The organism is Streptomyces sp. H51, assembly GCF_035656535.1.
GTDB lineage: Bacteria > Actinomycetota > Actinomycetes > Streptomycetales > Streptomycetaceae > Streptomyces.
Genome location: NZ_JAYMHD010000077.1, coordinates 86172 through 98648 on the forward strand (window position 1 = coordinate 86172; position 12477 = coordinate 98648).

The 12477-nt window shown below is 75.3% G+C and carries 12 protein-coding genes; 3 read left to right on the plus strand and 9 right to left on the minus strand.

Annotated features, from left to right (window positions below; all coding sequences use genetic code 11):
* Positions 1-34 precede the first annotated feature (34 nt).
* The gene (locus VKA29_RS29300) at positions 35-910 is read left to right on the plus strand and encodes a L,D-transpeptidase family protein (protein ID WP_420718590.1); all 876 of its coding nucleotides are present in this window, start codon (positions 35-37) and stop codon (positions 908-910) included.
* A gap of 225 nt (positions 911-1135) precedes the next feature.
* Here VKA29_RS29300 and VKA29_RS29305 read toward each other — a convergent pair whose 3' ends face one another.
* The 5 genes from VKA29_RS29305 to VKA29_RS29325 form a co-directional block, all read right to left on the minus strand.
* A complete protein-coding gene (locus VKA29_RS29305) occupies positions 1136-2215 on the minus strand; it encodes a hypothetical protein (RefSeq protein WP_324789016.1) in 1080 nt (359 codons plus the stop codon).
* The gene (locus VKA29_RS29310; protein WP_324789017.1) at positions 2215-2877 is read right to left on the minus strand and encodes an RNA polymerase sigma factor; all 663 of its coding nucleotides are present in this window, start codon (positions 2875-2877) and stop codon (positions 2215-2217) included. Before VKA29_RS29310 ends, VKA29_RS29305 begins: the two co-directional genes overlap by 1 nt.
* A 390-nt stretch (positions 2878-3267) precedes the next feature.
* Positions 3268-4143, minus strand: a complete 876-nt coding sequence (locus VKA29_RS29315; protein ID WP_324789018.1) for a hypothetical protein — start codon at positions 4141-4143, stop codon at positions 3268-3270.
* 87 nt (positions 4144-4230) lie between these two features.
* Positions 4231-4848 (minus strand): RNA polymerase sigma factor, encoded by a 618-nt coding sequence (locus tag VKA29_RS29320; protein WP_324789019.1) that lies wholly within the window; start codon positions 4846-4848, stop codon positions 4231-4233.
* 158 nt (positions 4849-5006) lie between these two features.
* The gene (locus tag VKA29_RS29325; RefSeq protein WP_324789020.1) at positions 5007-5438 is read right to left on the minus strand and encodes a hypothetical protein; all 432 of its coding nucleotides are present in this window, start codon (positions 5436-5438) and stop codon (positions 5007-5009) included.
* A gap of 316 nt (positions 5439-5754) precedes the next feature.
* Here VKA29_RS29325 and VKA29_RS29330 point away from each other — a divergent pair, with 316 nt between their 5' ends.
* Positions 5755-7980: a peptidoglycan recognition protein gene (locus tag VKA29_RS29330; protein WP_324789021.1), complete on the plus strand. Its 2226-nt coding sequence runs from the start codon at positions 5755-5757 to the stop codon at positions 7978-7980.
* 76 nt (positions 7981-8056) lie between these two features.
* Here the strand turns inward: VKA29_RS29330 and VKA29_RS29335 are convergent, their stop codons facing one another.
* Positions 8057-8461 (minus strand): hypothetical protein, encoded by a 405-nt coding sequence (locus VKA29_RS29335; protein ID WP_324789022.1) that lies wholly within the window; start codon positions 8459-8461, stop codon positions 8057-8059.
* 107 nt (positions 8462-8568) lie between these two features.
* Between VKA29_RS29335 and VKA29_RS29340 the strand changes: the two genes are divergently transcribed.
* Complete coding sequence (locus VKA29_RS29340; RefSeq protein WP_324789023.1) at positions 8569-9057, plus strand: DUF1877 family protein; 489 nt, start codon at positions 8569-8571, stop codon at positions 9055-9057.
* Positions 9058-9073: 16 nt separating this feature from the next.
* Here VKA29_RS29340 and VKA29_RS29345 read toward each other — a convergent pair whose 3' ends face one another.
* The 3 genes from VKA29_RS29345 to VKA29_RS29355 form a co-directional block, all read right to left on the minus strand.
* A complete protein-coding gene (locus tag VKA29_RS29345; protein WP_324789024.1) occupies positions 9074-9685 on the minus strand; it encodes a hypothetical protein in 612 nt (203 codons plus the stop codon).
* A gap of 106 nt (positions 9686-9791) precedes the next feature.
* A complete protein-coding gene (locus VKA29_RS29350; protein ID WP_324789025.1) occupies positions 9792-10295 on the minus strand; it encodes a hypothetical protein in 504 nt (167 codons plus the stop codon).
* A gap of 403 nt (positions 10296-10698) precedes the next feature.
* A complete protein-coding gene (locus tag VKA29_RS29355) occupies positions 10699-12306 on the minus strand; it encodes a glycoside hydrolase family 20 protein (protein WP_324789026.1) in 1608 nt (535 codons plus the stop codon).
* Positions 12307-12477: the final 171 nt, after the last annotated feature.

The window sequence follows — 12477 nt, forward strand, 5'->3', positions numbered from 1 at the left end:
CCCCGCCGTTCGCGGCCCGTCACCTGCGGGCAGCATGAAAGGGGCACGCGAGCACATCGGTGGGACGGCTGGGGGCGTGGTGCGTACTGCGGGCACGGTGAGAGCGATCGCCGCGACGGCGGCCCTGGCCGCCCTGGCCGCCCTGGCCGGGGTGTCCGGCTGCACCGTGCAGGGCGCGGACGGCACGGGCCGCTCACCGGTGCGCATCCGGCTGCCGAGCGGCGCTCCCCCCGCCGCTTCTCCCGGCGGCGCTTCGGACTCCTCCCCCGCCGGCGGCGGAGCCGTCCTGTGGTCGCGCGGTGACACGGGCCCCGGCGTACGCGAACTCCAGGCCCGGCTGCGCCAGGTGGACTGGCTGTTCGACGGCCCCACGGGAACGTACGACGACCTGACGGAGCGGGCGGTCCGCGGTTTCCAGGGCAAGCGCGGGCTGCCGCGGACGGGGCGGACGGACGCCGTCACCTGGCAGCGGCTGCTGCGCATGACGCACGAGCCGGGGAAGTGGGAGCTGTACCTGATGGGCGGCCAGCCCGCCGGCCCGCCCGATCCGCGGTGCCTGACCGGGCGGGTCCTGTGCATCGACAAGACGACCCGCACCCTGCGCTGGATGATCGACGGGCGCACGGTCTCGACGATGCCGGTCCGCTTCGGCTCCCGCGGCACACCCACCCGGGAGGGCGTGTTCCAGGTGTACTGGAAGTCGCGCCACCACTGGTCGACGCTCTACGACTCGTCCATGCCGTACGCGATGTTCTTCAGCGGCGGACAGGCCGTGCACTTCTCGTACGACTTCGCGGCCCGCGGCTACGCCGGCGCCTCGCACGGCTGCGTCAACGTCCGGGACGAGGTGGCGATCGCCGGCCTGTACGCGCAGGTGCGGTACGGCGACAAGGTCGTCGTGTTCCGGTGACGCCCCGGCGGGAGGCTGGGGGCGCGGACGGGACCGGGGGAACGTGTCCCGCCCGCGCCGATGCGCACGAGCCGTGGGTACGGGGGGAACCCCGGCTCTGTGCAGAAAGCCGATGACCAGTCGGCTCACCCCTTACTGCGCCGGCGCGGCCGAAAACGTCACACCCCCGCGCGAGGGATTCTTCCCCCTCCCGCCGAAAGGCCGGGTCACCGGGCGGGTGCGAGGTCAGAGGGCGCTGTACGTGGGGCTCGGCGACGGCGCGGGCGGGGTGGACGCCGGGGTGTCCTTCCCGCCGGGGGCCAGCCGGGGGGCGCCGTCGCCCTGGTCGTCGTCGCCCTGGTCGTCGCCCTGACCGCCCTGACCGTTGCCGTTGCCGTTGCCCTTGCCGTTCCCGGCGCCGTTCCCGTTGCCGTTGCCGTTGCCGTTGTTCTTGCCGCTGTTGCCGTTGCCGTTGCCCGCGCCCTTCTCCGTGCCGTCGGCGTCGCGGTCGCCTCCCTCGGTGCCGGAGCCGCTGCCGGAGCGGCTGCCGGAGCCGGAGCCGGAGCCGGAGAGGATGCCCCGGCAGTACTTCCACACGCGGGCCGCGCCGGAGCCGCCCGCCGCCTGCTCCAGGGCCCTTCTGCGGCCGGAGCCAAGTTCCCTGCCGTCGCGCACGGCACGGCAGGCCGACAGGGCGCCGCCCCGCCGGCCGCCCCCGCCGGAGCCGGCCTCGTCCGAGGCCCCGGCGCCCGGGGCGCCGTGCGGGTCCGCCGGTCCGGTGGCGCCGGCGGAGGCGCCGGGCGTGGGCTCACCGTGCGGTAAGCCGGTGGACGACGGCGACCCGAGCGGGCCGTCCGGCGTCCCGGCGACCGGGACCGAGGCGCCCGGACGGGGTGCGGTGCCGCCGAAGGGCCCGGGCAGGACGCCGCTCGTGGCCGCCACCGCGACTCCGCCGACCACGACGGCGGTCAGCGCGGCGGACAGCCCGAGCCGGACCGGGCGGTTCCAGCGGCGGCGCCTGCCGATTCCGCTCGGGCGGCCGATGCGGACCAGACCGGCGTCCGAGGAGGAGCCGTCGGCGTCGTCGCCGACGGCGGAAGAGCCGGCCGAGGCGTCGGCCCGGGCCGCGCGGAAGGCGGCCAGCGCGGCGCTCTCGCCCGGGAGCCCGGCACCTTCCGCGGCGGGTTCCACGCTCAGCGACCCGAGCGCCTTGGCGAGGCGTTCTGCCTGGTCACGGGTGGCGGCGTCGACATTTTCGAGGGATTGCCCGGTCAGCAGGAGCTCCGCTGTCTCGCGGTCCAGCCACCTGTACTGCTCGTCGGCCATCACATGTCCTTCTGCGTCCGCGCGCGCACCTGCGTCACAGTCGCGGACGTCACGGCGCGGCCGCTCGGTTCTCGCTGGGCGGGCAGCGCGTCGAGCACGCCCGCAGATTCCGGATCGGCGCCGATGAGTTCGGCGAGGCGCTTGAGGCCGCGGTGCGCCGCGGTGCGCACGGCGCCCGGACGCTTGCCCAGCGTCTCCGCGGCCGTCTTCGCGTCGAGGCCCACGACCACGCGCAGCACGACGGCCTCGGCCTGGTCCTGCGGCAGCCGGGCGATGAGGGAGAGGGTGCGGTCGGTGGCCAGCGCCTCGATGGCCTCACCCGCGGTGTCGGACTCGGCGGCCCGGCCGGTCAGCTCCGTCTCGTCGCCGCCGATGGCGGGACGGCGGCCGCGCATGCGGATGTGGTCCAGCGCGCGGTTGCGGGCGATGCGGGCGGCCCAGCCGCGGAAGCGGTCCGCGTCCCCCTCGAAGCGTCCCAGGTCGCGGGCGATCTGCAGCCATGCCTCGGAGGCGACGTCCTCGGCGTCCGGATCGCCGACCAGTGTCCGTACGTATCCGAGCAGCCGTGGGTGCACCGCCCGGTACACGGTCCGGAACGCGGTCTCGTTCCCGTCCTGTGCCGCAAGCACCGCGGCGGTCAGCTCCGCGTCGTCCCCCAGCACCCGTGTTCCTCAGTCGATGGTCGGCCGATGGTGGCGGCGATCCCCCTCCGCGCCCGGCGCGAAAGGCACGTTACGACCTGAAACCGCTCCTCGTCCACGTCCGGACGAGCTGCAACGGTCTTGTGATGCGGCGGGGTGTGACAGAAAACGCACCCGGGGCGCTGTAGGGAGTACGGGCCGCCGCGCGGCCCGTAGCGCGCGACGGCCGGGGCCTCTCCTGTGGGGGGTGGCGGCCCCGGCCGTTGTCGTGCGGCCCTCCCGCCAGGCCACCCGGCGGTCGGCCCGAGCCCCTCGAACCCTTCGCCGCCGAGCCGTTCGGGACTCCTCGGACCCTCGCTCATCCGGAGCCTCACCCCGGCGCCGCGACGTCCTCAGCCGCCGCCGTTGTCCTCAGCCGCCGCTGCCGTTGTCCTTACCCGGCTTGCCGTTGCCGTCGCCCGCGTCGGACGGCGCCCCCGCGGTGGCGGCGGAACCCGCGGTGGCGGCGGAACCCGGGCTCGCGGGGACGCCCGCGGTCGCGGGGGCGCCCCCGGTCGCGGCGGCGGCGGGAGTGGTGGCGGCGCCCGGGTCGCTCGGCCTGCCGGTGTCGGCGGCCCTGCCCGGGTTGCTCGCGGCCCCGGTCGGCGTGCTTCCCGCCAGCTGCCGGGTGCAGTACCCGGCGACCTTCTCCTCGCCGCCCGCGGCCTCGATCAGCCGCTGCCAGACCGTCGCCTCCAGTGCCTTGCCCCGGCCGTCGACCGACTCGTACGCCCGGCAGCGGGCCTCGGTGTCCCGCGCGGTCGCCGGACGGTCCGCGGCGGTGGAGGCGCCCGGTGTGCGGGAGCCGGCCGCGGACGAGGGGCCGGAGGACGCCGTCGGGGCGCCGGCCGACGGACCCGGCCGCCCGGTGCCGCGGTCGTCGTGCGACGACCCGGCGGTGCCGATGGCCGCGACGGCGACACCGCTGACGGTCAGCCCGGCCAGGAACAGCGCCAGGGTGGCCTTCAGCGAGCGGCGCGCCCGCCGGTGCTCGCGCGGGCGCCAGTCGTCCCGGCGCCGGGTCCGCGTCCGGTGCTCCCCGGCCTCCCGGGCGGCCCGGAAGGCCGCCACCGCCCGCTGCTCGCCCTCCGCGTCGACGGCGTTCCCGCGTATCGCCGCGGCGAGCAGCAGCTCCAGCGCCGCGCTCTCCGCCGCGTCCCCGGCTCCGGACACGGGGCCGGACACGGGACCGCCGGGGCGCACACGCCGACGGCCGGAGGTACTGCCGTCGCCCTGCCGTTCACCCATGTCCGTATCCATCCCTGTCAGACCCGTCGCGGGTGCGGCGCTCGACGCCGCCCGCACCGCCCGCGGCGTCCGTGCCGCCGCTGCCGTTCATGTCGACTCCCCCAGCGTCCGAGGGTCCCCATTTGTCACACCCGGGACGCCGAGCCGGCGGGCGAGCCCCTTCAGCCCCCGGTGCGCGGCGGTGCGCACGGCGCCGGGGCGCTTGCCGAGGACGCGGGCCGCGGCGGGGCCGTCCAGGCCGACGACGACCCTCAGCAGCACGGCCTCGGCCTGGTCGCGGGGCAGGCTGCGGACCAGTTCCAGGGCGCGCTCGGTGGAGAGCGCCTCCAGGGCCTGCTCATGGGTGTTCTGCCGGCCGGGCAGTTCCAGCACGTCCTGTTCGAGCGCCGAGGACCGGGGCCGCACCTTCTGCCGGCGCAGATGGTCCAGCGCCCGGTGCCGGCCTATGGTCGCCGTCCAGCCGCGGAAGCCCGCGCCGTCGCCCTTGAACCGCCCGAGGTCGCGCGCGATCTCCAGCCAGGCGTCGGAGGCCACGTCCTCGGCGTCGTCGCCGACGATCCCCCGGAGATAGCCGAGCAGTCCCGGCTGGACGAGTCGGTACGCGACGGCGAAGGCGGCTTCGTCGCCCTCCTTGGCCCGCGCCACGGCTTCGCCCAGCTCCCCGTCGTGCGCCTGCGCGCGGCGGGGTTCCCCTCCCTGGCCCAACACTGTCCTCGTTCGTACGGGTGCGAAACGGGCCCGTCGGAACCCGCGTCGTGCGCACGGCCGGCCGTGCGCACGCCTCCACGGTCCTCAGCGTCCTGGGTCACACAAGTGTCACAGTTCGTCAGAAGCCCCGGGTCTGTCGAGGCGGCGGTCCGTGCTCAGGCGGCGGCTCTGCGCGTGCGGCCGTGCAGCTTCAGGTAGAACAACAGGAGGGACTCCTCCGGGCTGCCCGTCTCGAACCGGTTGCGGACCTTGCCGAGCGGGTTCCACACCCGTCCGTCGGCCATCCGCACCCCGACCGGCTGCCCGGACCAGGCGCGCTGCCGGTCGTCGAAGTCCACCCAGCGCGCGCCCGCGCGGCGCACGAGCACCTCGCCGACGTACGCGCCGAGCCCGAGGAGCGTGTCGTGGGCCCGCTCCGGGTCGGCGCCGCCCTTGCGCAGTCCGTCGATCAGGAAGTCGACGACCCGCAGGCTGCGCTCGGAGTAGTCCAGCGGCAGCCGGCCGCGGGCGGTCACGCGTGCGACGAGAGACGCCGCACACGACCGCATCTCCTGCGCGCACGGAACGCGCTCGTCCACATCGGTCATGGAACCCCCACCTGGCTCGGCTCGCGGGAGGGGCTGCACCCCTCCCCCTGAACCAGCGGATCACCCGCGGTGAACATCACTGGTTCGCCGCGTGTCGATCGACACATGGCGGATCCACAGGCCGCGCACAACCTTTCCGCCGCTCGTGCGTCCCCCCGGGCTCAGCGGCCGCGCAGTGACGTTCGCCCCGCACGCTGCGCTGTGTGTAGGTGCCACCTGTCGTGACGGGTGGGGCAGTTGAGCTTCTCGAACCGGTTTCCTTCCAGGGGTGGGACAAGTGAGTCCTCGCGGGACACGTGCGTACAGGCCGCTGAGCATGAAACGACGGGCGTGGCTGACGCTCGGCGCGGTGCTCCTGGGTGGCGGGGGCGTGGTCACCTACGCCGTCGCCAGCCCCTCCGGCGACGGCGGGGCCGCGGGGCGGGCCAAGCGGCCGGTGAGCGTCCACGACCTGCCGCTGAGGGCCACCGCGGGCGGGGAACGGGAGCTGCCGCGCACGCGGACCGAGCAGTTCTCGATGCTCGGCGTCTCCTGGGCGGACGCCGGCAAGCGGCTGCAGGGCACGGCCCAGGTGCGCACCCGCTCCCTGGAGACCGGCGAGTGGAGCGCCTGGCAGGACCTGGAGACGGACGCCGACCCGCTGGAGGACCCGCGGGCGCGGGCCCGTGCGCGCGGCGCGTCCGAGCCGCTGTGGGTGGGCCCCTCCGACGGCGTGCAGGTGCGGGTCGTCCACCGGGACGGCTCCGCCGGCTCCGCCCTGCCCAAGGGGCTGGAGGTCAGCCTCGTCGACCCCGGGGTGGTGACGGACGCCGAGGCGAAGGCCACCGAGCCGGCCGCGTACGTGGCGGCCGGGACAGCCACCGACAGCGCCGCGCCCACCGACAGCGCCGCGCCGACGGACAGCGCCGCGCCCACCGACAGTGCCGCTCCGACGGACAGCGCCGCGCCGTCCGACTCCGCGTCGCCGTCCGCGTCCGCGAGCCCGTCGAGCACCGGGCCCACCACGCCGACCGCGCCGCCGTCCACCGTGCCCGAGCCGCCGGTCGTGCCGCGCGCCGACTGGGGCGCCGACGAGTCGCTCAGCCCCGACCCGTCGGAGTACAACGCCGACGTGAAGGCCGTCTTCGTCCACCACACCGACGGCGCCAACGACTACGCGTGCTCCGAGTCGCCGGCCATCGTGCGGGGCATCTACGCGTACCACACGCAGACCAACGGCTGGAACGACATCGGCTACAACTTCCTGGTCGACAAGTGCGGCACCGTCTTCGAGGGCCGCAAGGGAGGCGTCGACCTGCCGGTGCTCGGCGCGCACACCTACGGCTGGAACCGGGAGTCCGCGGGCATCGCGGTGCTCGGCGACTACACCACCACCGGCGCCACCGGCGCGGCCCTGGCCTCGATCGCCCGCGTAGCGGCCTGGAAGCTCGGCCAGTACGGCGCCGACCCCGCCACCACCGTGCAGCTGAAGGCGGGCGCGAGCCAGACCAACTACTCCGGCACGAGCTTCACCGCGGGCAGCTCGTACACCTTCAAGCGGATCTCCGGCCACCGCGACGGCTACAACACCCAGTGCCCCGGCGGCTCGCTGTACGCTCAGCTGCCGACCGTCCGCGCCTGGGCGTCCGGCCCGGTGCAGGGCCTGAAGGTCACCTCGCTGTCCGGCGCGGGCCTGTCCGGCTCGACGTACTACACCAAGGGCGCGGTGACCGCCCACTGGTCCACCACCACGCCGGGCTCGCTGATCTCCCGGTTCGAGCTGCTGGTCGACGGCAAGGCCGTCGCCTCCGTCGCCGGCACCGCCACCTCCGCGAGCGCCACGCTCCCGCTGGGCGGCCACACCGTCGCCGTGCGCGCCGTGCACCAGTCCGGCAAGGCCACCACCTCGGCCGCGCTGAACGTCGTGACGGAGACCACCGCGCCGACGTTCACCACGGCCCCGAAGATCTCGCTGCGCACCGGCACCGTCGACACGAGCGCCGTCCCGGTCACCCTCGGCTGGAAGGCCACCGACAACGCCGCGCTGAAGTCCGTGAAGCTGCTGTCGCCGACGGCCGTCACCTACGGCCCGACGACCACTGGCTCCAAGCGCACGGCCCCGTCCGGCACCGCCACGACGTGGCAGATGCGGGCGTACGACTACGCCGGGAACTACCGGACGTCCTCGTCCTCCTACACGCCGGTGATCCTCCAGGAGACCTCCGCGGTCAAGTCCGGCAGCTGGACGGCCCGTTCCTCCACCAGCTACCTCGGCGGCAAGTCGTACTCCAGCGGTTCCACGGGCGCGAGCCTGAGCTGGACGTTCACCGGCCGCTCCGCCTCCTGGGTGGTCTCCCGGGCGTCGAGCTCCGGTCAGGCGTACGTCTACGTCGACGGCGTCAAGTCCGCGACGGTGGACCTGCAGTCGTCGACCACGCTGTACCGCCAGGCGATCTGGACGAAGACCTGGTCCGGCAGCGCCCAGCACACGGTGAAGATCGTGGTCGTCGGCACGAGCGGCCGGCCCACGATCACCACGGACGGCCTGGTGTACGTCAAGTAACCGTCCGTCCGTTCCCTCGGGCCGGGCGCCCGCCCTTCGGGGCGGGCGCCCTTCGGGGCGGGCGCCCGGCCCGTCGTCACTCCTGACCGGCGGCGCCGGTCGCGTCCCGGCACAGCAGCCGCAGCGAGCCCTGGCCGGCGAAGCAGCGCCGGGCCTCGTCGATGGGGTCCCACAGCCGCCCGTCCGGCGTGCGGATCCAGTGGTCGCCGCCGGACGCCCACCACTCGGCGCCGGTCTGCCGCACGATCACCTCACCGGCGTACGCGCCGAAGCCGCGCAGCACCTGGTCCACGGCGGCGTACGGCGGCTGCTCCCGGCGTATCTCGTCGATCATCCGGTCCACCCGCCACAGGCTCTGCGCCGAGTAGTCGAGACGCACCCGCGCCCCTTCCCGCATGGTCGCCACCGCGTCCGCCGCCCACCGGGCCGGCTTCACCGCGGCCGAGGGCCTCGTGTCCTGCTGCGTCTCCCGCTGTGTCATCGTCGTCACATCACCAAGAGCGTGGTGGTGTCACGAATCGTCACGCCGATCAGCGTCCCGGGAGTGTGACGATCGGGCGTCCGGCTGCGCTCTGGTCAGTGATGAGCATGTACTTCCACCTCCGCGCGGTGCCGCCCCCGGCCCTGCGCAACAGCGCCGCATGGATGCGCCGGCTGTTCGAGGACGACTGGGACACCGTGCGCGAACGGATCGGCCGGCACCGCGAAGAGGTGCTGGACGGCACCTACCTCGACCACGACCTGCTCTACGCCGGCGCTCCCCCGCACCACGAGCCGAGCGGCCCGCGGGCCGACGCGGTGCTGGGCGGGCGGCCGGTCCTCCAGCCCGGGACGGGCAGACCGCCGTTCCTGCTGCTGACCGCGGCCCAGGTGGCGCGGGTGGCCGCGTTCCTCCGCTCGGCGGACTTCGAGGGCCTGTGGCAGCTCGCCCGCGACACCCTGCTGCCCGCCCACGGCGGACCCGCCGCCGAGGAGGAGCTGCACGCCGTCCTCGCCGTGGCGCACCGGGACCTGACGGCGTTCTACGGGCGCACCGCCCGCCACGGCGACGCGGTGGTGAAGTGCCTGCTGCTCTGAACGCCGGGCTCAGCGCTCAGCCACGCCCCCGCGCCCGCCGGGAGACCACCGCGCGCAGCACCCGGCGGCCCTCGACCGACGCCTCCAGGGCGCCCCGGAGGCCGCCCGCACCGTGCGCGGCGAGCAGTTCCAGGACCGCGATCTGGCGGCGCAGCTCGGCGGCGACCAGCGGCGACGCGCCGTCCGTGCGGCCCTCGCGGCAGGTGTCGACCGACGACGCCCCGTCGGCCACCGGGTCGAGCAGCCGGTGGATCCGGAGGGCGGCGACGGAACAGCCGTCGGCCCACTCCCGCACCGCGGCGGCGGACAGTTCGGCGGGGGCGGCGGCCAGCATCCGGCGGGCCAGCAGCACGGCCTCGGCCTCGCCGGTGCCGTCCGGGCCGGTCGCTCCGTCGCCGGTCGCGTCCTCGCCGGTCGCGTCCTCGCCGGTCGCGTCCTCGCCGGCCAGCTTGCCGCGTGCCTGCTCCAGACCCGCGGCCCAGTCGCCGTTGCCGGCGAGGCCGGCCCACAGCGGCCGCAGGGCCTCGTCGTCACCGCCGAGCAGCGGCAGGCACCGGTCCAAACAAGCCAGTCCGCTGGCAGCCAGTCCGCGTTCGTCGGCCTGAGCGATCAGTTCCACCAGGCTCATCCACGCCTCCCTCTGCGGGCCGCTGCAGAGTCCTCCGCAGGCCTCAGCAGGCGCCTTCCTGACGGAGCCCGCGCTTCCCCTTACTGCGTGCGACGGGCCGGGAGTGTCACAGCGGCACCACGCCGAGCCGGTCCAGCAGCCGGAAGAAGAGGTTTTCGGCCAAAGGGTCGGGGTCGGCGGTCAGCACCTCGAGGAGCGGTTCCTCGGCCACCTCGTGCCCGGCCTCGGCGGCCCAGGCGACGGCCCGTACGGCGGCGTCGCCGGGCTGGAGGAAGTAGTCCTCCACGGTGAGGCCGTCCTGGCCGTCGGCGAGGTGGCCGGCCATCGCGGCGCGCGCCAGGCACGTCGTCCACGCCCCGCTCCGGGGCGCCGCCGCCTCCACCACGACGCAGTCGCTGTCCATGACGTACCCGAACAGCGCGGGCGCCCCGGTCTCCCGGGCCAGGACGTTCATGTTCCCGATCTCGCCCTCGCCGTTCGGGTACTCCCACAGCTGCCAGCCGCCGGGCGCCGTCCCGCGCCGCACCATGCCCTCGGCCCCGGCCAGCGCGTCCAGCTCCGCGAGCGGCCGCTCGCTGCGGCCCACGACGAAGTACCCCCAGTAGCCCATGTCCCGTTCCCCCACGGCGTTGTCGACTTCGGCCCGGGCCCGAATACACCACATTCGTACGGTCGTTCGCAGCCGTATCCGGCAACCCGCACCCCGGGCGGGCGGACCCAGGGCGGGCGGACCCCCGTGGGCCGACCCCGGCGGGACGACCCCGGCGGGACGCCCCCGGCGGGCCGACCCCGGCGAGCCGACCCAGGGCGGGCCGACCCCGGCGAGCGAACCCCAGCGGGCGGACGCAGGGCGGGCGGACCCCCGTGGGCCGACCCCGGGCGGGACGCCCCCGGCGGGACGCCCCCGGCGGGACGCCCCCGGCGGGACGCCCCCGGCGGGCCGACCCCGGGCGGGTCAGCCCAGGCGGGACGCCCCCGGGCGGGTCAGCCCAGGCGGGACGCCCCCGGGCGGGTCAGCCCAGGCGGTCGGCCAGCGCCTTGAACCCCGCCCAGCTCTGCTTCGGCGGTCCCGGGTTCCACAGCTTCTGCGCCGTCGCCCGCAGCGGCATCCGGATCCCGGCCGCGACCTGGGCCTCGGTCTGCGAGTTCGCGAGGTCGCACCACACCGCGAAGGACCCGCCGAGGATCTGCCCGTCGTACTTCGCCGGCACCGCCTGCGTGCCGCGCAGGACGCGCGGGGTCCACGCCTCGTAGATGCGCTGCCCGGTCGGGTAGACGAAGGTGTTCGGCTGCCCGAGGACGTAGTAGAGGAACTCGTCGTTGTAGTTGACGACCTCGCGTCCCACGCTCAGGTACTCCAGCGGCTGCCGCGCGCCGTACTCCTTGCCGGTCCAGTACGCGACCCGGAGGTCCGCCGCCGGCCGCACGGACGAACCGCGGAAGAAGCCGTCGTTCCAGGCGCGCATCGTGCGGCCGTGGGCGCGGACGGTGTCGGCGCGGTCGTTGAGCCAGCCGGTCGTCAGGTCGGCGACCTTCGCGCCGGCGCCGTACCGCCGCCGGGCGGCGGCGGCCAGCTGCGGGTAGGCGGTCTCCGGGCTGGACGCCATCAGCGCCCGGTACTCGTCGCCGCCGAGGTGCCACTGGCCGCCCGGGAAGAGGTCGGCGTACTCGTCGAGCAGGTCGTCGACGATCCGGGCCGCGGCGGGCTCGGAGATGTCGACGGCCCCGCTCGCGGCCACGCCCTGCGCGTTGCGCAGCTGCAGCTCCGGGTGCGCGGCGAGCACCGCGCCGAGGTGTCCGGGCGAGTCGATCTCGGGCACGACGGTGATGTGCCGGCTCCGGGCCAGCGCCACGATCTTCCTGACCTGCGCCTTCGTCAGGTGCTCGCGGGAGACGACCTCCGGGTGCGTCCCTGACTCGATCCGGAACCCCTGGTCGTCGGAGAAGTGCAGCCCCAGCTGGTTGAACTTCAGGTCGCCCAGCTCCCGGACCCGGGCCTCGATCCAGCCGGCCGTGAAGTGCTTGCGGGCGATGTCCAGCATGAACCCGCGCACCGGCTTGGCGGGCTCGTCCCGCACCACGCCCTCGGGTGCCGTGGAGCCGCCGCGCACCTCCTGCTTGAGCGTGCGCGTGCCGTAGAAGACGCCCGCGTCCGCCGGGGCGCTGATGGTCACCCGCCCGCCGCGCACGGTCATGGTGTACGACTCCGGGTCCGCACCGCCGCCGCGGTTCAGCTCCAGGCGCACGTCGCCCGCGCGCGCGTCGCCCTTCTCGCCCGCGTACGTGAGCCCCAGCTCGGAGGCGATCAGCCGGCCCTCGTCCGCGAGGCCCGCATGGTTCACCACCACCCGCTTCCCGCGCGCCGGGCGCCAGCCCGGCCCGTGGGCCGCGGTGTGGGAGCGGACGGCGGGAATGGTGCGCGGGGCCTGCGAGAGCGGGTACGTGCGGCTCGGGCTCGGGACCCGGCCGCCGCTGCCGGAGACAGTGGACGCGCCCGCGCTCCCGGCGCCCGACGGCTGCTCCCCCGCCGCACCCGCCGGCCCGTCGTCGTCGCCGGATGCCCAGAGACCCAGGCCCGCCGCGAGCACGACCGTCCCGGCGAACGCGCCCGCGACGATCATCCGCCTGTGCTTGACTGTCCGCGCCGGTGGGCGCCGCCTGTGCTGACTCACAGCGCCAAACCTAAGTCCCTCCGGCGGCGGCATGCGTCCACAAGGCGTTCCTAAATTGACCCGTTCGGGTGAAATTCGGGCATCCGTCGGACACGTCACGCCCCCTCTCGATAACGTTGC